This is a genomic window from Olsenella sp. DNF00959 (assembly GCF_001553055.1).
Lineage (GTDB): Bacteria > Actinomycetota > Coriobacteriia > Coriobacteriales > Atopobiaceae > Olsenella_I > Olsenella_I phocaeensis.
On sequence record NZ_KQ960127.1, the window covers coordinates 24,108 to 47,916 of the forward strand.

Here is a 23,809-nt window from a genome sequence, read left to right on the forward strand (position 1 = left end):
AAAGCTTGGGACGATTCTGCGCGCCACATGGCGTGCGACGGAGGTCTGCGGTGGGGAAAGAGGCAAAGGGGAGCGTGACGGCCGTCGACGGGGGAGCCGCCGCGGACGGCGACTGCGGGCGAGAGGGCCTCGCGTCCGGTGCCGCACGGGCATCCGTCGGTGCCGTGGGAGCGGGCGTTCGAAGCCGTGCCGGCGCTGCCGACGAGGATGCGAGGCGCAAGGTCAGAGGGACGCTCCTCACCCTGGCGGGCGGCACGCTCTGGGGGCTCAACGGCACGCTCTCGAAGCTCCTCATGGGCAGCTACGCCGTGGACCCGCTCTGGATGGTCTGCGTGAGGGAGCTCACCGCCTGCTGGCTCTTCCTGGCCATGGCGGGCCTGGGCTCGCCCGGGCGCCTGGGAGGGCTCCTGCGCGACCGTCGCTCGCTGCGCGGCGTGGTGGGCGTGGCCTTCGGCTCCATCCTGCTCTCACAGGTCGCCTACCTCGAGGCCATCGACTGGACGAACTCCGCCACCGCGACGGTGCTCCAGAGCCTGAACGTCGTCATCGTCATGCTGGTGGTGTGCGTGCACGGGCGCAGGAGGCCTCGCAGGAGGGAGCTCGCGGGAGTGGTGCTTGCCTTCGGGGGCACCTATCTGGTCGCCACGGGGGGCAACCCCGCCGCGCTCTCGCTCCCGCCGGAGGGGCTGGGCTGGGGCCTGGCCTGCGCGGTCGCCGCCACGATCCTGGCCATCCAGCCCCTCGAGCTCATCCGGCGTTGGGGAAACTTCGCCGTGAACGGCCTCGCCTTCCTCGTGTCGGGGGTGGCGCTCTCGCTGGCCTACCGCCCCTGGGAGCACATGCCCGCCCTCGACGGCGCGGGCTGGGTCATGGTCGCGGCGTCGGTTGTGCTGGGGACCTTCGGGGCCTATGCCCTCTACCTGCAGGGAATCAAGGAGGTCGGCTCCGTTCGCGGCTCGATGCTGGGCACGGTCGAACCCGTGGTTGCCACGCTGAGCTCGGTGCTCTGGCTCGGGGTGGTGTTCGGGCCGGCTGAGCTCGCCGGCTTCGCCATGATCATCGCCATGGTCTTCCTTACGGCGTAGGGGGGAGGGGATTCTCTCCTGGAAGAGGTGGGGGGGCGGTCCGTCTCCGCCGGTGGCATGGCATGCAGAACTCGCCCGAGACGGCGACTTTCTGCCAACTCGGGCGAGTTCTGAACGATTCCGTGTCGGGACCCTTGCGACCGGCCGAGCCTCCTGCCGGCCTACTTGATGACCAGCGTGTCGCAGCTGGCGCTCCTGGTGAGGAAGGTCGAGATCGAGCCCAGGAGGGCGTACTTGATCGATGAGAGCCCGCGTGCGCCGCAGATGATGAGGTCGGGATGGATGACGTCGATCATCTCTTCCTTCAGGGTCTCGCGGATGCGTCCGGCGCGCACGATGACCTCGACGCGCTTGATCTGGCCCTCCGCCTCGGCCTCGGCCACCTGGTCGGCGATGGACGCGCGGAAGTCCTCCTCCAGCGTGGCCACGAGCCCCGTGGGGAAACTCCCCGCCGCCTCGAGCGCCGTGGCGTCGATGACGTGGCCTATGTAGAGCTCGGCGTTGTTGTTTGCCGCGACGATGATCGCCCGTCGCAGCACCTCCCCCTGCTGCTCGGTTCCGTCCAGGGTGACGAGGATCTTGTCGTAGCCCAGGTCCTGGTAGCTTGCCATGGGAACACCTCCAGAGGACGAATGGCACGTTTCCTGGAGTGTACCCGCGGGCGCGGATGGCACTCGCGGCCACGCTGCCGTCGGCCCCTCTGGTGGCGTGGGCGGCGTCCCGGCCTCTGTAGGCGAGAGGGACGCGCCCCTAGGACAGCAGCCCCTCCGACATGGGGTCCGTGCGGCCCTCGTCCGAGGCGGGCCCCTCGCCTCGCGAGGTCACGCGCGCGAAGAGCCGCTCGAAGATGACCTCCATCACGTAGTAAAAGGCCAGGCGGCTGTTGAGGTCCATGTCGTCGTAGGTGATCTGGCGGTCGACCGCATAGAGGGCGTGGTCGGCCAGGGAAGCCAGGCGGTTCTTCGAGAGGCCCGTGAGCGTCACGACCCTCACGCCGCGCGCCTTGGCTATGAGCGTCGAGTCGATCGAGACGCCGGTCTCGCCACTCACGCTGACGGCGAAGAGCAGGTCGTTGCTGCCCAGGAGCTTGGCGGTGTGGGTCATGACGTGACGCTCCCTGAGCACCTCCGCATGCTTTCCCAGGATCTTGAGCTTGCTGCAGAGGTCCTCGCAGGGCAGGACCGAGAGGCCCGAGGCGAAGAAGACGACCTGGTCGGCGGACTCGATGGCATCGACGACCTCCTCCACGAGGCGGTCGTTCAGGAGCTCGCGAGTGCGGACGATGGACTCGTCCAGGCTGGTCCGCTCGATAGTGAAGTTGCGCTCCTCGAGCGAGACGAGATATGAGGACTTCATCTCGTTGAAGCCGGAGAAGCCCAGCTTGTGAGCAAGCCGGGTGATCGCGTTGGGCGCCACGTAGAAGTGCCCCGCGAGCTCCTTGGCGCTGAGCTGCCGCACGCGGTCCTTGGAGGCGACCACGTAGCGCAGGATGTCGGTCTCCATGCGATTGAGCTTGAGCGAGTTCTCCCTCATCGCGTCGTAGAACCTCATGTCGTCTCCCGTCGACGAGCGCGCTCGTGTATTCCTACACACGATTGTGTACGTATACCAGATGCGTGGCGTGCGTCCAAACGTCGTGGTCAGGGGCGCTTCCGGCAGATGCCTCCTGTACAACGTTGCCGACGGGAAGGACGGTCGCCAAATCCCGGGAGGCGACGGCCCGGCCCCTTGGAAGAGAAGGCGCAACTGAGCACAGAGAGGCCAGTGATCCTCATGAAGGACAAGCTCAACATCGTCATCGTCGGCGGCGGCTCCACCTGGTGCCCCGGCATCCTCAAGTCCCTGACCAAGCACCAGGACATCTTCCCGCTCAGGCGCGTTGTCATGTTCGACACCGATGCCGAGCGCCAGGCCGTGATCGGCGACTTCGGAAAGATCCTCTTCCGCGAGGAGGCTCCGGGCGTCGAGTTCGACTACACCACCGACAAGGACGTCGCCTACGAGGACGTCGACTTCGTCCTCTGCCAGATTCGCACCGGCGGCTACGACATGCGCTCCAAGGACGAGAAGATCCCCCTGTCCATGGGTCTGATCGGCCAAGAGACCGTCGGCGCGGGTGGCATGGCCTACGGCATCCGCTCCATGAGCGACATGATCCAGATCGTCGAGGACGTGCGTGCCCGCAGCCCCAAGGCGTGGATCATCAACTACACCAATCCCGCAGCCCTCGTCGCCTACGGCCTGGCACGCGTCTTCCCGGACGAGAGGCGCATCCTCAACATCTGCGACCAGCCCGTCAACCTGCTGCGCTCCTATGGCAGGCTCCTGGGCAAGGACCCCAGCAACTGGGAGCCTACCTACTTCGGCCTCAACCACTTCGGATGGTTCACGCACCTCTACGACGAGTCTGGCCACGACCTCGTGCCCGACATCAAGGACTACACCAAGAAGTACGGTTTCAAGCCCGTCGACGCCGAGCAGCGCGACCAGTCCTGGCTCGACACCTACGCCATGGTGGCAGACATGCTCGATGACTTCCCCGAGTACCTGCCCAACACCTATCTTCAGTACTACCTGTATCCCAAGTACAAGGTCGCGCACCTCGACCCCAACTACACCCGCAGCGACGAGGTCATAAACGGGCGAGAGAAGCGCGTCTTCGAGGAGTGCCGCCGCGTGGCGAAGGTGGGCACCGCCCAGGGCTCGTCGGTCGTCCAGAACGACGCCCACGGCGACATGATCGTCGAGGTCTCCTCCGCGATCTACCGCAACACCCGCAAGACCTTCATCGTCATGGTGCGCAACGACGGCATCATCAAGGACTTCCCCGACGACGCCCAGGTCGAGGTCGCCGCGAGCGTGGGCGTCAACGGCCCCGTGCCGTACGCGGTGGGCAAGATCGACACCTTCTACCACGGTCTCATGGTGAACCAGTACTCCTACGAGCGCCTGGCCATCGAGGCCTACCTCGAGCACTCCTACGGCAAGGCGCTTCAGGCGCTCACCCTCAACAGGCTCGTCAACGACGGCAAGGAGGCCCGCAAGGTCCTCGACAAGCTCGTCGAGGCCAACGAGGGCTACTGGCCCGAGCTCCACTAGGGGCCTTGGGCAACGGCGGGGCGCGCCGTCAGGGTCGCGTCCCGCACCATCAGGGGAGCTGCGAGCGGCGACGCGCGCGACAGGGGCCCTGCCCGGGCGCGCCGCCCCCGCACAAGGAAAGGCAGTTGGCTATGAACAAGGAAGAGGCACTCGCCAAGTTCCAGCGGCTCGGCAAGGTGCTCATGACGCCGGTCCTGATCCTGCCCATCGCGGGCATCTTGGTCGGCCTGGGCAGCGCCTTCACCAGCAAGTCCCTGCTCAACGTGGCGCCTTGGCTGGGCGCTGCGGTGCCGGGCATGCTCTTCTCGCTCTGCAAGGTGGCGGGCAACGTGGTCATGGGCAACATCCCCATGCTCTTCGCCATCTGCGTGGCCTACGGCTTCGCCAAGTCCGAGAAGGCCACCGCGGCCCTCTGCGGCTTCATCGGATACATGACGATGAACGCCGTCATGGGGACCTTCCTCACCAAGCTGGGGACCATAGACCCCAAGAATCTGGCGACCGGCCAGGCGGCCATCCTTGGCACCGTCACGCTCGACACCGGCGTCATCGGCGGCCTCGTCGTGGGCGCGCTCGTGGCCTGGGTCCACAACCGCTGGTACAAGATCGAGCTCCCACCCGTGCTCTCGATCTTCAACGGCACGCGCTTCATCCCCGCCGCCACCATCGCCTTCTGCAGCCTCCTGGGCATCGTGATGTCCTTCGTGTTCCCGCCCATCCAGGCCTCGCTCGGCGCCCTCAGCGCCTTCATCCGTAGCGCGGGTGCCCTGGGCAGCTTCGTCTATGGCTCCTGCGAGAGGCTGCTGCTGCCCTTTGGCCTCCACCACTTCGTGTACCTGCCCTTCATGTTCACCAACCTGGGCGGCAGCCAGACCATCGACGGCAACGCGGTGAGCGGTGCGGTCAACATCTACAACGCGATCGTCAGCTCAAACGACAGGAGCTTCGACATCGAGGTCTCGCGCTTCGTCATGAACGGCAAGGTCGTCTTCGCCATGTTCGGCCTGCCCGGTGCCGCGCTCGCCTTCTGGCGCACCGCGCTTCCCCAGAACAGGCGCAAGGTCGGCGCCCTCATGGTGGCCTCGCTGATCCCCTGCGTCTTCATGGGAATCACCGAACCCGTCGAGTACGCCTTCCTCTTCGTCGCCCCCGTGCTCTTCGTCGTGCATGCCATCATGGCGGGTCTCGCCTACGCCCTCACCTACCTGCTCAACTTCAACGTGGCGGGGTCGACCGCCTTCGGAGGCCCGTTCATCTCGCTCGTGTTCAACGGCATCCTGGGCAGCGCCAAGGGCTCCAACTGGTGGGTGATCCTGGTCCTCGGCCCCATCTACTTCGCCGTGTACTACCTCTCGTTCCGCTTCCTCATCCTCAAGCAGGACCTCAAGACCCCTGGCCGCGAGGACGACGGCCAGGACGTCAAGGAGGTGGCCAGCGCCGGCGCGCCGAGCTCCGAGCTCGTGGAGAGGATCGTCGAGGCCGTGGGCGGGCCCCAGAACATCGGCAACGCCGACGCCTGCTTCAGCCGACTCCGCCTCATGCTGGTCGACCCCTCCGCGGTCGAGCCTGACGAGTACTTCACCAAGGAGCTGGGAGCCCACGGCATAGTCCACGTGAGCGGTGGCGTCCAGATCGTCTATGGCAACAAGGCGTCGCTCTATGCCACGCAGATGCGCGAGATTCTGGAGATGGAGTAGGGATGGGGCTCTTCGACCTTTTTTCGGGCAGGGGCGGGGTGCGCGTCCTGAGCCCTGCGGCTGGCGAGGCGCTCCCGCTCTCGAGCTGCTCCGACCCGGTGTTCGCCCAGGGGATGATGGGTCGGGGCGTGGTGCTCCTGCCCAGCGAGGGACGGCTCTGCTCGCCCGTGGACGGTAGCGTCGAGGTGGTCTTCGACACCCTGCACGCCATCGGCATCAGGTCCGACTCGGGCCTTGACGTGATGCTCCACGTGGGTATCGACACCGTCGAGCTCAATGCGGCGCCCTTCGTGGCGCACGTCAGGGTGGGCGACCGCGTGAGGGCGGGGCAGCCCCTGCTCGATGCCGACCTCGATGCCATCCGGAAGGCGGGCAAGAGCACCGAGACCGTGGTCACGGTGACGGACGCCGACGACCGGCAGGTCAGCGACTTCGCCTCCGGCAGCCTGCGCCGCGGGGACGTGCTCTTCTCCGTACGCTAGCCCTGGCCACCGCGGCAGACATGAACGGCCCCGGCATGCACGTGGTGTCGGGGCCGTTCGCGTTTCTCGTGGTGAGAGGCCGTCCCGGCGCCCGGCATGTGCCGGCGCTGTCATAGTTAGCCCGAACGCTCGGGGTCCGTCCCGGGAACCGCGTCGTGGGGAGGGCCCATGGATCTGGTCGAGTTTCTGAAGGCCGCGCTCTTCGGTCTGGTCGAGGGGGTCACGGAGTGGCTTCCCGTCTCGTCCACAGGACACATGCTGCTGCTCCAGCAGTTCGTGAGCCTCGACGTGTCCGTCGACTTCTGGAACATGTTCCTGGTCGTGATCCAGCTGGGCGCCATTCTCGCTGTCTGCGTGCTCTACTTCGGCGAGCTCAACCCCTTCTCGCGCGAGAAGGACGCCGCGCGGCGCAGGGCCACCTGGTCGCTGTGGGCCAAGATCGTCGTCGCCTGCCTTCCCGCCGCGGTCATCGGCATCCCCCTCAACGACTGGATGGAGGAGCACCTGGGCGGTCCCTTCGTGATCGCCGGTGCCCTCATCGTCTATGGCATCGCCTTCATCGTCATCGAGTCCGGGCGAGAGAGGCGTGCCTCCGCGCTTGCCGCCGCGGGTGGGGCCGGGGCCGTCATGTCGGCTGCGCGCCGCGCTGGCACCGCGGAGGGTCCGCGCCACCTCGCGGCGCGTGCCGAGGGGCCGGAGACGGACGGGCCGTCTGCCCTTGCCGACGCGGGCGCCCGCGTGCGTGACATAGACTCCCTCGACTGGCCCACGGCGATCGGCATCGGCGTGTTCCAGGTGCTCTCGATGGTGCCAGGCACGTCTCGCTCCGGCTCCACCATCATCGGCGGCCTGATCTTGGGCTGCTCCCGCAAGGTCGCGGCGGAGTTTACCTTCTACCTGGCCATCCCCGTGATGTTTGGCGCGAGCGCCCTCCGACTCGTCAAGTTCTTCCTCAAGGGCAACGGATTCGCGCCCAACGAGGCCATGGTCCTCGCCGTGGGGTGCGTGGTGGCGTTCGTGGTCTCCCTCGCCGTCATCCGCTTCCTCATGGGATACATCCGAAGGCACGACTTCCGGCCCTTCGGCTGGTACCGCATCTCGCTGGGCGCGGCGGTCATCGCTTACTTCCTCCTGACCTAGGGCCAGGGGAGGGGGCGCTCGCCCCTCTCGCCTTGCCTGCCCGTCGCGAGTCTCTGCCCCGGCCTTGGTCCCATCAGACCTGCCCGGGGCACATTTTTTGCCGCATCGTCGCGGATGGCGGCGTGAGATGGCGGCTCGACTTTTCAGGGGACGCGTCCGCGACCCTGAGCATTTTGATGAACAGGGGGTAACGGCTGTATAGGACGGCACCCCTTGGGGGTATCGTAGCTGAAGCTTATTCCTACCCGTCAAGTATGATTAGCTTTGCTACCTTGCCCGTGAGGGCAGGAGTGCGGGAGGGCATCATGCCCGCGCCCGCCCAAGGAGAAAGGCACCACCATGAAGAACGATGCTACCAAGCGCACGCCCTTCGCGACCCGTCGCCAGGCCCTCAGCCTGGGCGTCGGTGGGTTCGCGGCCCTCGCGCTCGCCGCCTGCAGCCCCGACGACGCCAGCTCCAGCAATGGCGCCAGCTCCTCCGACGCCTCGGCTGACGCCACCCCCGTCGCCATCGACGCCACCGCCTACGACAGCCTGATCGCCTCCGGTGCCGTCGCCGACGACGCCACCGTCCAGGCCAGCAGCTGGGCCAAGGCCATCAAGGACGCCGGCAGCTTCCGTGTGGGCACCACGCGCACCTCGACCCTCTTCAGTCTCCTCAACGAGACGGACGGCAAGCTCCGCGGCTTCGACGCGGGCCTCTCGCAGCTCCTCGCCCGCTACATCCTGGGCGACGAGTCCAAGATCGAGGTCACCCAGGTGACCTCGGACACCCGCGAGTCCGTGCTGACCAACGGCCAGGTCGACGCCGTCTTCGCCACCTACTCCATCACCGACGCGCGCAAGAAGCTCATCTCGTTCGCCGGCCCCTACTACACCTCGCAGCAGGGCATCCTCGTCAAGGCTGACAACACCGACATCAACGGCGTGGACGACCTGAAGGGCAAGAACGTCGCCGCGCAGTCCGGCTCCACCGGCCCCGGCGTCGTCGCCGAATTCGCGCCCGAGGCGAAGGTCCAGGAGTTCAGCACCGACGAGGAGGCGCGTACCGCTCTGGAGCAGGGCCGCGTCGACGCCTACATCATCGACATCACCTTGCACTACGGCAGCGTCGCCAAGAACCCGGGCAAGTACCGCATCGCCGGCGACCCCTTCGGCCCCGACGACCCCTACGGCATCGGCCTGCCCCTCGACTCCGACGGCGTCGCCTTCGTGAACGCCTTCCTCAAGAAGGTCGAGGACGAGGGCACCTGGGCCAAGCTCTGGCAGATCGCCATCGGTGACCGCACCGGTGTCGCCTCCGCTCCCGAGGCCCCTGCCATCCAGGCCTAGCCCGAAGCGGACGGGACGGCCGCGGCGAGTCGCCCACGACATGAACCTTGGCAACGGGGCCTTCGTGCGTTCCCTGCGCGCGATGGCCCCGCTGCGGTAAGGAGAGGCACATGGGGCTCTCTGAGCTTCTCACCACATATGGCGACGTCTACCTGACGGCGTTGCTCACCACCTGGAAGATGACTGCCGTCTCGTACGTGGGCGCGATGGTGCTCGCGCTGGTGGTCACCGTCATGCGCGTGTCCCCCATCAGGCCCCTGCGCGTCGTGGGCGACCTCTACGTCCAGGTGTTCCGCAACATCCCGGGCGTCTCGCTGGTGATCATCATCGTCTACGCGCTGCCCGTCCTCAAGGTCGTGCTGGACTATGGGCCAAGCGTGGTCATCGCCTGCGTGCTCCTGGGATCCGCCTTCGGCTCCGAGAACTTCATGAGCGGCATCAACACCATCGGCGTGGGACAGATCGAGGCGGCACGCTCGTTGGGCATGGGCTTCGTCCAGATCCAGCGACAGGTCGTGATTCCCCAGGCGCTGCGCTCGGCGGTCCTCCCCATGACCAACCTGCTCATCGCGGTGATGCTCACCACGGCCCTGGGATCCCAGGTGCCGCTGAGCCCCAATGAGCTCACGGGGGCAGTGTCGTACATCAACACGAGGTCCACTGGCGGCATCCTTGCCTTCGCCATCTCGGCCTTGGGCTACGTGCTGACCGCCGTGGTCATCGGCTTCGTCGGAAACCGCATCGACAAGAGGGTGAGGATCGTCCGATGAGCTCCCATACCGATACCATGTCCATGAGGGACGCCCTCTTCGAGGCGCCCGGCCCGAGGATGCGCCGCAACATCCGTGTGGGCATCGCCATCTCCCTTGTCCTCGTCGCCGTCGCGCTGGGGCTCGTCGTCCAGCGCTTCTACCTGACAGGCCAGCTCGCCGCCAAGTACTGGACCTTCTTCGGCCAGGCGTCCACCTGGGCCTTCCTGGGTCGCGGCTTTTTGGGCACCATCCAGGTCGCCCTGGTGGCGGGCGTCATCGCCCTGGTGCTGGGTCTCGTGCTCATGCTGGGAAGGACCAGCGCCCTGAGGCCGGTCGCGCTCGTCTCGCGCGTGGTCATCGACTTCTTCCGCGGCGTGCCCAGCCTGCTTCTGATCTACTTCTTCTTCCTGGTCGTTCCCCAGTACGGCATCAAGCTCTCGTCCTTCTGGATGATCACGCTGCCGGTGGGGCTTGCCGCCTCGGGCGTGCTCGCCGAGGTCTTCCGCGCGGGCGTCAACGCCGTGCCGCGCGGCCAGGTCGAGGCGGCCATGTCGTTGGGCATGAGCAAGCACAAGATCACCTTCAAGATCGTGCTGCCCCAGGCCATCCGCTTCGTGATTCCCACGCTCATCTCGCAGCTGGTGGTCGTGGTCAAGGACACGACGGTCGCCTACGTGGTGAGCTACCCCGACATGCTGCAGAACGCGCGCGTGCTCATCACCAACTACGACGCGCTCGTGAGCACCTACTTCGTGATCGCGATCATCTACATCCTGCTCAACTACCTCATCAACAAGGCGTCTGTCGCGGTGGCGCGCAAGACGGGGACCAAGATCATCTCGCGCACGAGCACGGCCGCCGTGTAGGGAAGTCGCCGGTCGCGCGGACGTCGTGGCAGCTCGTCTGTCCAAGTCCGTCGGCGCGAGGCGAGCGGACGCATCCCATGCAGGCGAGAGCCACGAACCATCCCCTGCCGCAATGCAGGGCAAATAGCCAAACGCAACGTCGATCGGAGACACAGATGGCCATGGAAGAGACCAGCACCCAGCTGCCCGTCATCGAGCTTGACCACGTCAACAAGCACTACGGAGACCTCCACGTCCTGCGCGACGTGAGCCTCAAGGTCAAGAAGGGCGAGGTCGTCGTGGTCATCGGGCCCTCGGGCTCCGGGAAGTCGACCCTCTGCCGCACCATAAACCGGCTCGAGACCATCGACGACGGCCAGATCCTCATCGAGGGCCGGCCCCTGCCCGAGGAGGGCCGCGATCTCGCCGCCGTGCGCGCCGAGATCGGCATGGTGTTCCAGTCCTTCAACCTCTTCGCGCACAAGAGCATCCTGGACAACGTGACCATGGGTCCCGTCGAGGTGCTGGGAAGGCCCCGCAAGGAGGCCGAGGCCGAGGCGATGGAGCTCCTGAGGCGCGTGGGCGTGGCCGAGCAGGCGCAGAAGGTGCCGGCCCAGCTCTCGGGCGGGCAGCAACAGCGCGTGGCCATCGCGCGCTCGCTGGCCATGCACCCCAAGGCCATGCTCTTCGACGAACCCACGAGCGCCCTTGACCCCGAGATGATCAACGAGGTCCTGGACGTCATGGTCGAGCTCGCCCGCCAGGGCATGACCATGGTGGTGGTCACGCACGAGATGAACTTCGCCCGCCGCGTGAGCGACCGCGTGGTCTTCATGGCCGACGGCCAAATCGTGGAGGAGGGCTCGCCGGCGGAGTTCTTCGACCATCCCAAGTCCCAGCGTGCGAGGGACTTCCTGGACTCCATCAAGGGCCACTAGGCGAGAGCTGCGGAGGTTCGGGCCGAGGGGGTGGTCCTCTTGGCTGTCGGCCCTGACCAGAGGGGGCGCCTCTCTCGCCCGCTTCTCCTTGTGTGCTTGAGCCAGCTGCGGACTTTGCCAAAAGGGAGGTCCGCAGCTGGCTGCGGCGCTTGCTACCATCCAAGGGTGCTTTGTGGGACTACATCCGGGCAAGGCAAGACTGACGAGGAGACCCATGACCAGCATCCTGTTCATCTGCCACGGCAACATCTGCCGCTCGACCATGGCGCAGTACGTGATGGAGCAGCTCGTGCGCGAGACGGGGCTCGAGACGGAGTTCCGGATTGACTCCGCGGCGACCAGCCGCGAGGAGATAGGCAACGACGTCCATCCCGGCACCCGGAGGAAGCTCGAGCGCGAGGGCGTGCCCTGCGGGCACCATCGCGCCCGCCAGGTCACGCGTGCGGACTACGACTCCTTCGACTATCTGGTGATCATGGACGAGGAGAACCGCCGGGGCCTCTCGCGCATCATCGGCGACGACCCGGAAGGCAAGGTCTCGAAGCTCCTGGACTGGGCGGGGGAGGGTCGAGACGTGGCCGACCCCTGGTACACGGGCGACTTCGACGCAACGTATCGTGACGTGAGCGTTGGGTGCGCGGCGCTTCTCGCCCGGCTCGTCTGCGACGACCAGGCGCATTGACGCTGGGTACCAGTAAGGCGGACGACTTCATCTTGCTGGCGGAACGAAGTGCGCTGGCATAGCAGCTGGTATAGCGGAGAGGAAAGAGCCTGGCATGGACGTCAGAAACAAGAACATGCTGATACTGAGCGAGCAAAGGCTGGCCGATAACATCTCGGTCGGGAAGTACTCCTACTACTCGCTGGACGACGACCCGGACACGGTCTTTGACCGGGATGTCGTTCATTACAACTATCCCGGCCATGGGAGCCTGAAGATAGGAAGCTTCGTCTCGATTGCGGTGGGCGTGGAGATAATCATGGGTGCGGCGAACCATGCGATTGATTGCTTCTCGTCCTTTCCCTTCAACCAGGTGAGCCTGGATTGGGCGCGCAGGACGACGATCGAGAAGAAGGACATACCCGACAGGGGCGACACGATCATAGGCAACGACGTCTGGATCGGGCGTCAGGCGACCATCATGCCGGGCGTGCGCATCGGGGATGGGGCAATCATCGGCGCGCGTGCCGTGGTGGCCAAGGACGTTCCCGCATATGCGGTTGTCGTGGGCAACCCCGCCAAGGTCGTCAAGTTTCGCTTCGAGGACGAGACCATCGAGTTCCTCGAGGCCCTAAGGTGGTGGGACTTCAGCGACGGGCAGCTGGACCGTGCGATTCCCTATCTGACGAGCCTGGATTTGGATTCGAGTCGAGATGCCTTGCTTGCGATAAAGGCCGGCTCGTAGTCAGGGCGATCGGAGGAGAAGGGAGCGCCTCTCGCTCAGCTCGCCTGAGCGCGCCTGGCGCGCCACGCCGCAGCCATGGTCTCGAGTGCGTGATGGATGGCCATGACGGGGTGGTGCAGGAGCATGCGGGGTCCCGCCCAGCGCATCACCTCGCGGATCTGTTCCGCACGCGCCGGGGCGTAGCAGTGCGTGGGGCACTGCGAGCAGAAGGTCTTCGTCGCCATGTGGGGGCAGCGAGCTATGCGGGCGAGCGCGTAGTCGAGCAGGTCGGCGCATTCGTCGCACAGGCCGTCACGCGAGCCATGGAGCGCATGACAGCGCAGGGTGATCATCTGCGAGACGACCTCGGCCTCGCGTCGGCGCTTTCTCTCGACCTTTTCGTCCTTGCCCAATTCGGCCCGCCCGTTCCGTCGCCCGACGAAGTTATTCGTTGAGTCCATTAGTCAAGACTAACTTCGGGGTCGCGAGAGCGCAAGCCGAGGGGGCGCTACTCCTCTGAGGCGGGGGAGACGTAGCCCGTGTCGATGGTGAGCTCCACGTCCGCGCCAGGCACGCGCCTGCGCACGATGGCCTCGACCGCCTGGCGCAGCTCGTCGTCCGAGATGTCCACGCCGTCCGGCTTCCTGCAGTCCAGTCGCACGCGCATGAGTCCCCGGTCCCGCCAGAAGTCCACGTCGTGGACGCTCAGGCGCCGGTCGAGCCCAGCGAGCTCGCCCGAGACCCAGTTGCGCAGGTCATCGCTGCCGACCTCGGTCTCGATGGGGTCGCAGTGCAGGATGATGCGCAGGTGCTCGTCCTGAAGCAGCTCCCGTTCGATCCGGTCCAGGACCAGGTGGCTCTGCCGCACGGTGGCGTCCGCAGCCATCTCGACGTGGGCACTGGCAAACTGCCTTCCGGGACCGTAGTCGTGAATCAGCAGGTCATGCGTGCCCAACACCCCCGGATATGACATGATCCTCTCGTACACCCGCTGCACCAGCTCGGCGGAGGGCGTCTGGCCCATGAGGGGGTCCACGGTGTCGCGCAACAGGCCGATGCCGCTCGCCACGATGAAGGCGGCGACGGCAAGTCCCGCCCAGCCGTCCAGGTCGCGTCCGCTTGCCGCGGAGGCGAGCGATGCGAGAAAGACGGCCGAGGTGGCGATGACGTCATTCCTGGAGTCGACGGCCGTGGCCTCGAGCACGCCCGAGCCGATGCGTCGGGCGAGCGACCTGTTGAAGCGTGCCATCCACAGCTTTACCACGATGGAAAGGAGCAGGATTCCCACGGTCACCAGGTCGAGGCCGGGGGCCTGGGGGGCGAGGATCCTCTCCACCGAGGAGCGGGCGAGCTGCACGCCGACGGCCACGACCAGGACCGCCACCACCATGCCAGCGAGATACTCGTAGCGGCCGTGCCCGTAGGGATGGCCCTCGTCGGCAGGGCGGCTGGCGAGCTTGAAGCCGATGAGGCTCACCACGTTGCTCGAGGCGTCGGAGAGGTTGTTGATGGCATCGGCGACGATCGAGACGGAGCCCACCACGACGCCGACCATGCCCTTGGAGAGGCAGAGCAATACGTTGAGCACGATGCAGGTGACGCTCGAGAGCCTGCCGTAGCCCGAGCGCACCGCTGCCGACGAGGTGTTGTCCGCGTCCCTGACGAAGGTCCGCACCAGCCACTCAGTCATGGCCCTCCTTGTAGTGGGATGTGGCGGCCACGACATGGGCCAACGTTCGTCCCTCGACGAGAAGCTCGCAGGTTGCGCCTATGGCCATGCGCATGACCTCCTCGTCGTCTACGACGGTGTGGAGAAGAATCTTGTGAGACACCCGCTACCTCCTGACTCGACCGCCGCTCTGGAGTCCGTGGGCTTGCGATGCCCGGTAACGTGGAATGGTACCCCGAACCCGTCTTGGCGAACGGCATGCCGCCAATCATGTCTTTCTGGCTTTCTCACCATGCTAGTATGGATGCGTGACGCATGCAAAACGAAGGAGATAAGATGCCAGCCGTACAGGTGAGGGAGATGCCCCAGGACCTCTACGAGAAAGTGGCGGAGGAGGCGCGGCTCGAGCGCCGCTCCTTGGCGCAGCAGATGACAGTGATCGTCGAGGAGCACTTCGCAGAGGGGCGTGTCCTCCGTGAGCGGAACCGCCACATCGAGACCCCCGAGCTCGAGAGCCTAGGAATCCGCATCGAGGGGAATCGCGAGGAGCGCAGGGCGAGGCGCCGGCTTGTTCTCGAGAGGATTCGCTCGCGCGTCTGCTTCGAGCTCCCGGATGGCTTTCCCAACGCTGCGGAACTCGTGAGAGAGGACCGTGATACCCGATGATCGTGCTGGATTGCTCGGCGGCCGTGGAGATTGCCCGAGACAGTGCTGAGGGCAGGGCGCTTGCGGGACTGATGCATGAGGACGAGACCATTGTCGCGCCCTCCCTCCTGCTGGTAGAGGCGAGCAACGTCGCCTTCAAGTATTTCCGGGCGGGGCTGCTTGACAGGGCTGGTGCCCTGGCGCTTCTCGAAGACTCTCTCGCGCTCGTGGATGGCTTCGCGGACATGGCGGTGCTCGCCCGTGAGGCGCTGGGCGAGTCCATGAGGCTGGGCCATCCCGCCTACGACCTCTTTTACCTGGTGCTCGCTCGTAGGCTCGGGGCAACGCTCTTCACCTTGGACAAGGGGCTCCTGTCACTTTGCGAGGAGTGTGGCGTCGACACTGTGCACGAGCTGCCGACTGACGGGGAATGAGGCCAACCGTGCGGATTGGGCATGGGGTTTGCCAATGTGTCCGGGGCGGGGGTTAGACTCTTACGGACGCCACCGACCTCAGGAGTGCAATGCCCAGCTTCGACGAGTTCCAGACCAGCCTCTTTGGCAGTGACCTTACGACCGCGCCCGTGCCCACGATGCCGGCGCATCCCGCCCGGCCCGATGCTGCGACAGCCCCCGTGGCTGCCGATGCGGCCCGTGCCGCGGAAGAGCCCGCCTGGGTCCCGCCCGCGAACCCCCGCGCCGCGCAAGGCGGCGTGGACCTCGCGGGCCTCAACCCCGCCCAGCGCAGGGCGGCGGAGTGCACGAAGGGGCCCCTGCTGGTGCTTGCTGGTGCGGGGTCGGGCAAGACGCGCGTCCTCACCTTCCGCATCGCCCACATGATCCAGGACGAGGGGGTGCGACCCTGGCAGGTCCTGGCCATCACCTTCACCAACAAGGCTGCGGCCGAGATGCGCGAGCGCCTGGGCAAGCTCCTGCCTGGTGGTACCCGCGGCATGTGGGTCTGCACCTTCCACGCCATGTGCGTGCGCATGCTCCGCGAGGACGGCGAGCGCCTGGGCTACCGGGGCAACTTCAGCATCTACGACGACGACGACTCGAAGCGCCTGGTCAAGTCCATCATGTCGGACCTCGACATAGACCAGAAGCAATGCCCGCTCCCCGCCATCCGCTCGCTCATCAGCAAGGCGAAGAACGCGCTCGTCTCGCCCGACGAGATGGAGGCGCAGGCCAAGTCGCCCGTCGAGCGCGCGGCCGCTCGCGTGTACCACTCCCTCGAGCGCCGCCTCGCCCGGGCCAACGCCATGGACTTCGACGACCTCCTGGTCAAGACCTTCGAGCTCCTCTCCAAGTATCCCGAGGTGCTCGACTCCTACCAGGAGCGCTTCCGCCAGATCAGCGTGGACGAGTACCAGGACACCAACGGCGTGCAGTACGCCATCACCAACCTCCTGGCGCGCAAGTACAAGAACCTCATGGTCGTGGGCGACGACGACCAGTCCATCTACTCCTGGCGCGGCGCCGACATCCAGAACATCCTGAGCTTCCGCAAGGACTACCCGGGGGCCACGGTGGTGAAGCTCGAGCAGAACTACCGCTCCTGCGGCCACATCCTGAGCGCCGCCAACGCCGTGGTGCGCAACAACTCGCGTCGCGAGGCGAAGCGCCTGTTCACGGATGGTGGCGATGGCGAGAAGATCGAGGTCTTCCAGGCCTCCGACGAGCGCGACGAGGGACGTTGGATCGGCTCCGAGATAGAGAAGCTGCACGACCAGGGCACCAGCTACGACGACGTGGCAGTCTTCTACCGGACCAACGCGCAGTCGCGCATCCTCGAGGACATGTTCCTGCGCGCGGGCGTGCCCTACAAGATCGTGGGTGGCACGCGCTTCTTCGACCGCGCAGAGATCCGTGACGTGATGGCATACCTCAAGCTCGTCGTGAACCCCAACGACGACGTGAGCGCCCTGCGCGTGGTCAACACGCCGAGGCGCGGCATCGGCAGCACCTCGATCCGCAAGATCCAGCAGTACGCCGCCGAGGAGGGCATCTCGTTCTTCGCCGCCGCGGAGGCCTGCGTGGACGAGCCTGGCATCGTGGGCGCAAAGGCCCGAGGCGGCCTCGCCCAGTTTACCGGTGCCATCGAGGTCGCCCGTCACTTCTCGGGCGACCTGGGCGACGTGGTCCAGATGATCGTGGAGCGCTCGGGCCTCATAAAGGCGCTCGAGGCGGAGCAGACGGTCGAGGCGGACAGCCGCGTAGAGAACATCAAGGAGTTCTTCGGTGTCGCGCAGGAGTTCGACGAGACTCACGACGACGTCACCGAGACGTTGGAGAGCCTGCGCCAGCTTCGCGAGGCCGGCGCCCTCGACCTCGCCGGTGCCCCTGACGTGTCGGCGGACCAAGCTCCCGCAGCTGCCGTCTCTCTGTCCTCTGACAGTGAGTCGCCTTGGCGAGCGAGCGAAGCGAACGTCGAACTGCCAGAAGACAGAGAGATGCCACCTGCAGCCGCGGAGAAGCTTCCCGTCCTCATGGAGTGGCTCGCCCTGCGCTCCGACCTCGACTCCCTGGCGGGCCAGTCCAGCGCCGTCACCATGATGACCGTGCACTCCGCCAAGGGACTGGAGTTCCCCGTCGTCTTCGTGGCCGGCCTCGAGGAGGGCATCTTCCCGCACCGTGCCCATGAGGGGGACCCCGAGAGCATCGAGGAGGAGAGGAGGCTCGCCTACGTCGCCATCACGCGTGCGGAGAGGCGGCTCTATCTCACCTATGCCGCGACGCGCAGGACCTTTGGCTCGGTCTCGACGAACCCACGCAGCCGCTTCCTGAACGAAATTCCCGCGGAGGACGTCCATGCCACCGGTGTGGGCTCCTCGGGCTTCAGCGGCGTGGGCTGGGAGAAACGTGGCGACCGCCATGGAACCTACGGTTCCGGACGTGGCTCGGAGGTCTACGGAGGGCACGTCTTCGGCTCGCGGACCCGTTCGACCGGAGGCTCTCCCGCGGCCCGTCCCACGGGTCCTGTGCCGATCCAGCGCGACCGCGCGAAGGCGGCCGAGAGCTTTGCCCCCGGGGACCGCGTCTCTCACAAGACCTTTGGTCCCGGCGTCGTGAAGTCCGCCTCGGGGGACACGATCGAGGTCTTCTTCAGCCGGACGGGCAAGACAAAGAAGCTGATGAAGGGCTTCGCTCCCATCGTCAAGATCGAGGGCTAGCAGCTCAGGCGCCCAGCAGCTCAGGCGCCCAGCAGCTCGAGGGTCTTTCGCACGATTGCCGCGCAGTCGTGGGCGGCCTTGCGCTCGAAGCTGGGGTAGTCCTGCTGTGCCGAGCCGTCCGCCTTGTCGCTGATCGCACGCACGATGGCAAAGGGGATGCCGTTCAGCCAGCAGGCATGCGCGATGGACGCGCCCTCCATCTCGCAGCAGTCGGCCTGGAACTCTTGGACGATGTGGTCCTTCTGGCTTTGGCCGCTCACGAACTGGTCGCCCGAGGCGACTCGTCCCTCTATGCAAGAGATGCCCAGGTCAAGTTTGCTTACGGCGCGAGCCACGGCAGAGACGAGCCCCTCGCTTGCCGGGAAGGCCACGACGGGGAGGCCGGGCACCTCTCCCTTGGCGTATCCCAGCGCGCTCACGTCCATGTCGTGGTGGACGGCGTCGTGCGAGACGAGGATGTCTCCGATGTCGAGGCGGGCGTTGAGCGAGCCGGCGACGCCGGTGTTGATGACGTGCGTGACGTCGAAGCGGACCGCCAGGGCCTCCGCACAGACGGCTGCGTTGACCTTGCCCACGCCGCAGCGCACCACCACGACGGGAACACCTTCGAGAGTGCCCTCGTGGAACTCCATACCCGCGAGACTCGTGACCTCGTCGTCCGCGATGCCCGCGACGAGACTCTCGACCTCGACCTCCATGGCGCCGATGATTCCGACCTTCATGTGCGGCTCCTCCCTGCCATGCCGTGCGATTTGGCTTTCTTGTGCTCCGTTCGTCGACGTCACGGATTCTAGGCCTTCGAGCGGAGTTTCGTACGAGCGTCCGGGGCTGCCGAGAGCGCCCAGTGCGTGTTGGCAGTCACCGACGGCGTCCGACGTGCGCCATGCGCTACTGGCTACGTCCAACGCGCGCCATGCGCCATCGGCGGCGTCCGGTGCGTGCGAGTTTCGCTCGACAGCGTCGAACGCGCTTTGCGGCAATCGCCCAACTGGGCAAACGTGACGCTCTAGGGCGCATTGGACGCTTTCGGCTGCATTCGGCACGCGTTGGGCGCCGTCGGCGGTACACGACACGCATCGGGCGTCGTGGGGAGAAACTCGCGCGTGTCCGACGTTACGGAACGACGCTCGTGCGCGCTGGGTGTCGTCACACGTGCCGGAAGCCCGGACGTCGTGGTATGCGAAACGAATCCAGGAGGCGCTCGAAGTAGTCTGCGTTGCAGACGTCCGCGAACGAGAAGCGAACGACCCTTGCCGACCGTGTGAGCCTCGACTCCCTCAGCCTCTCTGCCGAGAGCAGCTCGACGGCGTCTCGTCCCTGCGTCATGACCGGATCGACGTACTTCTGCCGTCCGTCGAGTTCACCGACGACCATGCTTCCGTCCGAGAGCCTCCACAGGAAGTCGACGCGGCTACCTTTGCCAGTGAGAGGGTCGACGAACTCCACCTGCAGTTCAGGTACGACGAAGCCGAGCTCTATCATCCGCGCACGGGCGATTGACTCGCCACCACTCTCGGAACGGGGGTCGGCATGCGAGAGGGTGAGACGCGCCTGCCTGATGCCGCGCCGTCCGGCGCCAAGCCGGCCGAGGGCCTTGTCGAGTGAGTCCGTATGCGATTCCAGGCGCCGCAGCGTCGCGTCAGCTACCGCCAGACCGTCTCCGAAGTCCATCGAGAGAAGGCAGTCGACGGCACTTCGCTCCAGGGAGGTCACCCTGATGCCCGAGGCGAACGTCGTTTCTCCAGCATCGGTGGCGTGCCATCGCACGAGGCCGCGGGAGTGACGCCCGCTGCCAAGGTGGCAGACGTGTACGTGGGAGAGCTGTCGGTGGGACACGGGGAGGCCGTGAGCGAGTGCGGCGGTCGCGTCGCAGAAAGTCCAGTCAGGGTGCATTGCGCCGAGGGAGCGTGCGAGCCTCAGCTGTTGCTCCCCGATTCCAAGGGACTGCCATAGCTCGCTGTGGACGAAGACCCCCGGATAGGGGCTGTGCAACATGCCACTGTGCACGAGCCGTCCCATTGCCTCCCTGTCGGTTCTGCCGAGCATGCAGGCGAAGCGTCCGTCGCGATCCGCCTCGTCGAGCCGCGCGTCGATCCTGTTGAGGAAGTCCTCTCTCCTCGGCATGGCCCGTGTCCCCTTCACAACGTGTGATGCCTTTTTCTGGTCGGTCAGGCCCTGGGACTTGCCATAGGGCCGTAACAACCACCGTACGTGGGGCACGCGCGGATTTAGGATACGGAATAAAACGTGCTTGCACGAGACTTGCATGCAGCTTGCACCAGACTGGTGTGCGACTTCGTGAGCTGCGGAAAGGCCAGGCTGAATGATGCGTGGCGTTCCTTGGCAAGGGAGGGTGGCGAGAATTCCGTGACGCCCGCCGTCCAAAGACGACCGCTGACGGTGCCCGGCGCTCGCCGTGGTGCCGTCGGCATGTTGTGAGTGTTTGCCACCTGCGCTTTCATGTGTCGTTCGGTCAAAAAGTGTCAGTCATCGTCGGCGCTCGGTGCGCATGAGGCAACTGACTGTGCTCAACGCCCGACGCGCGCCGCCCCCAACCGAGAGCGTCCAGCGCGTCTTATGTTCCACTGACGACGCCCGATGCGTGTCGTGTACCGCCGACGGCGCCCAACGCGTGCCGAATGCAGCCGAAAGCGTCCAATGCGCCCTAGAGCGTCACGTTTGCCCAGTTGGGCGATTGCCGCAAAGCGCGTTCGACGCTGTCGAGCGAAACTCGCACGCACCGGACGCCGCCGATGGCGCATGGCGCGCGTCGGGCGCAGTCGGGTGATGCTTACGCGTGCTGGACGTAGTCGATGCAGCGAGGCACGCATTTGACGTTGCGAGGGCGATGCTCGCGCGCGTTTGACGTAGTGGCGGATGAGAGGCGCGCGCCGGACGTAGTGGCAGCCGAGAAGTGCGCACTGGGCGTCCTGGGAGGCATGACTTGAGCGCAGGAGACGGTCGAGTGCGCAATCTCCGGTGGCGCCAGGTCCTACGCTCCGGTGGGATAGCTCATGTGAGCCTCGTCGATGCCGCGCAGCGTCCCCTCAAGGTAGCGCCGTGCCCACCAGCGCGCCTGTGCGAGGTCGCTGTCGTGCCAGTTGCCGCACTCCTCGGGTCGGGCGCCGGGCACCTCGCCCTCGAAGCCCTCGATGAACTCGAAGAGCCTCGTCACCAGGCCAATCACGTCCTTGGACTCGAGCAGGCCAAAGAGCAGCAGGTAGAAGCCAGTGCGGCAGCCCATGGGCCCGAAGTAGACCACGCGGTCGGACCACTCGGGATCGTTGCGCAGGAAGGTCGCGGCGAGGTGCTCGACCGCGTGCGCCGCGGCGGTGTCCATCGGCGGTTCCCGGTTGGGCGCGGTGAGGCGCAGGTCGAAGGTGGTCACGTCCACGCCCTGCCACGAGTCCACGCGCGACACGTAGACGCCCGGCTCGAGCGTGAGGTGGTCGATCTGGAAGCTGGCGATCTTCTCCATGCTTGTCCTCCTTGCCGGGGTCGCGCCCACGGCTGCGATGTCGTTTCCAGCAGATGATATGCCAGGTGAGAGCGACGCGTCAGGCAAGGGCAGAACATCAGGCGAGAGTGGCGTGCGGCCTTCGCCGCGGCCTCCTGCCTACGTCATGCGTCGCGGGCGTCAACATCACCATGGCTCACAACGCCTAGGCCTGCCCGACCTCGGCCCGCGCGAGCCAGGCACGCCTCGCCAGCGCCCGCGCCAGGGTGTCCACGGCGGCCGCGGGCACAACGTCGTCGCGCACGTGGAGGTGCACCACGCCCCGTGCGCCAAACGGCGTGAGCTCCCCGAAGGTCAGCTCCACGTCGAACTCCGGGTCGAGCTGCCCTGCGAGCAGCGTTTGGGCCAGCCCGCGCACCTCCTCCGTCACGGCGTCCAGGTCCGCGCCCGGCGCGACCACGAGCGGCAGGTCGGCCACGGTCACCTGCCAGCGGGTCCTGCGCGTCAGCGCCGTCTTGTTGAGCACCGAGTTGGGGATGAGCTGGAGCTTGCCGTCCCGCGCGCGGACCATGGTGGACCTCCAGGTCACGTCCACCACCTCGCCCGAGATGTCACCGACGGTCACCTGGTCCCCGGGCCTCACCACGCGCGCCACCATGAGCCCCAGGCCACCCACCAGGTTGGATATGGTGTCCTGCAGGCCGAGCGAGACCACGAGCGAGGTGACGCCCAGCGCCGTGACGAAGGCGGTGGGCTCCACGCCGAAGACGGGCTTGAGCACTCCCAGGAGGGCGAAGGACCACACCAGCGCCCTCAGGAGGTTGACGAAGATCGACGCGGAGGGCACGTTGGAGCCGTCAAGCGCCTTGCGCGCGGCACGCACCACGAAGTGCTGCACCACCAGGGCGATGCCCAGCACCACGACCAGGAAGCCCGCCCTCGTGGCGAACTCCCCCAGGCCGAGGCCCAGCACGCTCGTCTCATCCAGAGCCGTCACGCCCGTCGCCTACGCCTCCTGCGCGCCCATGCCCACGAGATCCGGGCCGGTATGGACCAGAAGGTCGGCCGAGAGCTCGTAGCGCTGGACGGAGGCGACGTTGGGCACCTTCTCGCGGATGCGCGCCTCGAGGTCATCGAGCAGGTCCTTGGTGTTGATGGAGGCGCAGAGCCCGATGTGGCAGCGCTCGTAGCGGCCCGCCTTCTCGGCGCAGAGCTCGACCATGGTCGAGAGGGCCTTCTCCCATCCGCGGGCCTTCTTGGCCATGACGTAGTAGCCACCCTCGTCGCAGGTGAGCACCGGCTTGATGTTGAGCATGCTGCCTATGCGGTAGATGTGCTTGTTGATACGCCCGCCCTTGTAGAGGTACTCGAGCGACTTGACGGCAAAGAACACGTCGGTCTTCTCGGCCACGTCGGCGAGGCGGTCCCCCAGCTCCTCGTAGGGCGCGCCGGCCTCGATCATCTCGACCGCGCGCTCCACCACGAAGCCGGCCATCATGCCGATGGACTTCGTGTCGACCACGGTGACGGGGAAGTCCATGGACTCCGCGACCATGTGTGCCGTCTGGTTGGTGGCCGAGAGCGCGCTCGCGATGGTCACCACGACGGCGCTTTGGTAGCCGTCGTCGCGCGCCTGCTCGATCGTGGCCTGGATCTGCTTGGGCGACGGCAGCGAGGTGGTGGGAATCTCTTCGGCGAGCCGCCTCACGACCTCGTCGGGGCTTATGTCCACGCCGCTCTGGAAGGTCGAGCCGTCCGAGTAGATGATGCGCAGAGGCACCACCCGGACGTCGTGCACCCGGGCGAACGTCGCGTCGACGTCGGCTCCGGAATCGGTGATTACGGCGATGCGTTGATCGTTCATGGCGCCTGCGCCCTCCCGGGTCTGCGGCCTGCTGGGATGGGGCGAAGGAGACGTCGCCCTACGTCGATGGTAGGGCATGGGCGCGCCTCCTGCATGCCGCGGCGGCAGAGGTTCCCTCGCCTTGGGCGAGTGATGGAAACGGCCCCAGGCCCATCCGAAGGCGAGAGGGGCATGGGTAAGCTATAGGGACGGCCCCGCACGGGAGGTCGGCGCCAGCGGGCGCCGGGCCACGGGTTCAGACACGAAC

The 23,809-nt window shown here is 66.4% G+C and carries 24 protein-coding genes; 14 read left to right on the forward strand and 10 right to left on the reverse strand.

The window, feature by feature from the left end; genetic code table 11:
• Window positions 1–50: 50 nt before the first annotated feature.
• Window positions 51–1,085 carry a DMT family transporter gene (locus HMPREF1868_RS03750; protein WP_082719513.1) on the forward strand — a complete coding sequence of 345 codons (1,035 nt, stop codon included), beginning with the start codon at window positions 51–53 and terminating at the stop codon, window positions 1,083–1,085.
• Window positions 1,086–1,246: 161 nt separating this feature from the next.
• Here HMPREF1868_RS03750 and HMPREF1868_RS03755 read toward each other — a convergent pair whose 3' ends face one another.
• On the reverse strand, window positions 1,247–1,696 hold the full coding sequence (locus tag HMPREF1868_RS03755) for a universal stress protein (RefSeq protein ID WP_062530582.1): 450 nt from the start codon (window positions 1,694–1,696) through the stop codon (window positions 1,247–1,249).
• A gap of 139 nt (window positions 1,697–1,835) precedes the next feature.
• Window positions 1,836–2,636 (reverse strand): MurR/RpiR family transcriptional regulator, encoded by an 801-nt coding sequence (locus tag HMPREF1868_RS03760; protein ID WP_062530584.1) that lies wholly within the window; start codon window positions 2,634–2,636, stop codon window positions 1,836–1,838.
• Between the two features lie 222 nt (window positions 2,637–2,858).
• Between HMPREF1868_RS03760 and HMPREF1868_RS03765 the strand changes: the two genes are divergently transcribed.
• From HMPREF1868_RS03765 to HMPREF1868_RS10165, 10 genes are all read left to right on the forward strand, one after another.
• Window positions 2,859–4,184 (forward strand): family 4 glycosyl hydrolase, encoded by a 1,326-nt coding sequence (locus HMPREF1868_RS03765; protein WP_062530929.1) that lies wholly within the window; start codon window positions 2,859–2,861, stop codon window positions 4,182–4,184.
• Window positions 4,185–4,315: 131 nt separating this feature from the next.
• Window positions 4,316–5,881: a PTS transporter subunit EIIC gene (locus HMPREF1868_RS03770; RefSeq protein WP_062530585.1), complete on the forward strand. Its 1,566-nt coding sequence runs from the start codon at window positions 4,316–4,318 to the stop codon at window positions 5,879–5,881.
• A 2-nt stretch (window positions 5,882–5,883) separates the two neighbouring features.
• Window positions 5,884–6,363: a PTS sugar transporter subunit IIA gene (locus tag HMPREF1868_RS03775; protein WP_062530587.1), complete on the forward strand. Its 480-nt coding sequence runs from the start codon at window positions 5,884–5,886 to the stop codon at window positions 6,361–6,363.
• Between the two features lie 168 nt (window positions 6,364–6,531).
• Window positions 6,532–7,503: an undecaprenyl-diphosphate phosphatase gene (locus tag HMPREF1868_RS03780; protein WP_062530589.1), complete on the forward strand. Its 972-nt coding sequence runs from the start codon at window positions 6,532–6,534 to the stop codon at window positions 7,501–7,503.
• Window positions 7,504–7,842: 339 nt separating this feature from the next.
• Window positions 7,843–8,835, forward strand: a complete 993-nt coding sequence (locus tag HMPREF1868_RS03785) for a glutamate ABC transporter substrate-binding protein (RefSeq protein WP_062530591.1) — start codon at window positions 7,843–7,845, stop codon at window positions 8,833–8,835.
• Window positions 8,836–8,945: 110 nt separating this feature from the next.
• The gene (locus HMPREF1868_RS03790; protein ID WP_062530593.1) at window positions 8,946–9,605 is read left to right on the forward strand and encodes an amino acid ABC transporter permease; all 660 of its coding nucleotides are present in this window, start codon (window positions 8,946–8,948) and stop codon (window positions 9,603–9,605) included.
• Window positions 9,602–10,453: an amino acid ABC transporter permease gene (locus HMPREF1868_RS03795; RefSeq protein WP_062530595.1), complete on the forward strand. Its 852-nt coding sequence runs from the start codon at window positions 9,602–9,604 to the stop codon at window positions 10,451–10,453. Before HMPREF1868_RS03790 ends, HMPREF1868_RS03795 begins: the two co-directional genes overlap by 4 nt.
• Before the next feature lie 155 nt (window positions 10,454–10,608).
• Window positions 10,609–11,370, forward strand: coding sequence for an amino acid ABC transporter ATP-binding protein (locus HMPREF1868_RS03800; RefSeq protein ID WP_009278751.1), 762 nt, complete (start codon window positions 10,609–10,611; stop codon window positions 11,368–11,370).
• A 214-nt stretch (window positions 11,371–11,584) separates the two neighbouring features.
• A complete protein-coding gene (locus tag HMPREF1868_RS03805; RefSeq protein ID WP_062530597.1) occupies window positions 11,585–12,052 on the forward strand; it encodes a low molecular weight protein-tyrosine-phosphatase in 468 nt (155 codons plus the stop codon).
• Window positions 12,053–12,146: 94 nt separating this feature from the next.
• Complete coding sequence (locus HMPREF1868_RS10165; RefSeq protein ID WP_062530599.1) at window positions 12,147–12,776, forward strand: CatB-related O-acetyltransferase; 630 nt, start codon at window positions 12,147–12,149, stop codon at window positions 12,774–12,776.
• A 35-nt stretch (window positions 12,777–12,811) separates the two neighbouring features.
• Here the strand turns inward: HMPREF1868_RS10165 and HMPREF1868_RS03815 are convergent, their stop codons facing one another.
• From HMPREF1868_RS03815 to HMPREF1868_RS09730, 3 genes are all read right to left on the reverse strand, one after another.
• A complete protein-coding gene (locus HMPREF1868_RS03815; RefSeq protein WP_082719514.1) occupies window positions 12,812–13,168 on the reverse strand; it encodes a nitrous oxide-stimulated promoter family protein in 357 nt (118 codons plus the stop codon).
• A gap of 95 nt (window positions 13,169–13,263) precedes the next feature.
• Entirely contained in the window at window positions 13,264–14,445 is a 1,182-nt protein-coding gene (locus tag HMPREF1868_RS03820) for a cation diffusion facilitator family transporter (protein ID WP_062530601.1), read from the reverse strand.
• On the reverse strand, window positions 14,438–14,587 hold the full coding sequence (locus HMPREF1868_RS09730) for a hypothetical protein (RefSeq protein WP_009278756.1): 150 nt from the start codon (window positions 14,585–14,587) through the stop codon (window positions 14,438–14,440). The genes HMPREF1868_RS03820 and HMPREF1868_RS09730 overlap by 8 nt, the downstream gene beginning before the upstream one ends.
• A gap of 173 nt (window positions 14,588–14,760) precedes the next feature.
• Between HMPREF1868_RS09730 and HMPREF1868_RS03825 the strand changes: the two genes are divergently transcribed.
• The 3 genes from HMPREF1868_RS03825 (at window position 14,761) to HMPREF1868_RS03835 (ending at window position 18,241) form a co-directional block, all read left to right on the forward strand.
• Window positions 14,761–15,090 (forward strand): hypothetical protein, encoded by a 330-nt coding sequence (locus HMPREF1868_RS03825; RefSeq protein ID WP_062530603.1) that lies wholly within the window; start codon window positions 14,761–14,763, stop codon window positions 15,088–15,090.
• Window positions 15,087–15,503, forward strand: a complete 417-nt coding sequence (locus tag HMPREF1868_RS03830) for a type II toxin-antitoxin system VapC family toxin (RefSeq protein WP_072500111.1) — start codon at window positions 15,087–15,089, stop codon at window positions 15,501–15,503. Before HMPREF1868_RS03825 ends, HMPREF1868_RS03830 begins: the two co-directional genes overlap by 4 nt.
• An 89-nt stretch (window positions 15,504–15,592) precedes the next feature.
• Window positions 15,593–18,241 (forward strand): ATP-dependent helicase, encoded by a 2,649-nt coding sequence (locus tag HMPREF1868_RS03835; protein ID WP_082719515.1) that lies wholly within the window; start codon window positions 15,593–15,595, stop codon window positions 18,239–18,241.
• A 20-nt stretch (window positions 18,242–18,261) separates the two neighbouring features.
• Here the strand turns inward: HMPREF1868_RS03835 and HMPREF1868_RS03840 are convergent, their stop codons facing one another.
• The 5 genes from HMPREF1868_RS03840 to HMPREF1868_RS03860 form a co-directional block, all read right to left on the reverse strand.
• The gene (locus HMPREF1868_RS03840) at window positions 18,262–18,963 is read right to left on the reverse strand and encodes a 5'-methylthioadenosine/adenosylhomocysteine nucleosidase (protein WP_062530605.1); all 702 of its coding nucleotides are present in this window, start codon (window positions 18,961–18,963) and stop codon (window positions 18,262–18,264) included.
• Window positions 18,964–19,387: 424 nt separating this feature from the next.
• A complete protein-coding gene (locus HMPREF1868_RS03845; RefSeq protein WP_062530607.1) occupies window positions 19,388–20,365 on the reverse strand; it encodes an acyl-CoA synthetase family protein in 978 nt (325 codons plus the stop codon).
• Between the two features lie 868 nt (window positions 20,366–21,233).
• A complete protein-coding gene (locus tag HMPREF1868_RS03850; RefSeq protein ID WP_009278762.1) occupies window positions 21,234–21,719 on the reverse strand; it encodes an S-ribosylhomocysteine lyase in 486 nt (161 codons plus the stop codon).
• A gap of 184 nt (window positions 21,720–21,903) precedes the next feature.
• Window positions 21,904–22,695: a mechanosensitive ion channel family protein gene (locus HMPREF1868_RS03855; RefSeq protein WP_062530609.1), complete on the reverse strand. Its 792-nt coding sequence runs from the start codon at window positions 22,693–22,695 to the stop codon at window positions 21,904–21,906.
• 9 nt (window positions 22,696–22,704) lie between these two features.
• Window positions 22,705–23,562 (reverse strand): DegV family protein, encoded by an 858-nt coding sequence (locus HMPREF1868_RS03860; protein ID WP_062530611.1) that lies wholly within the window; start codon window positions 23,560–23,562, stop codon window positions 22,705–22,707.
• Between the last annotated feature and the right edge of the window lie 247 nt (window positions 23,563–23,809).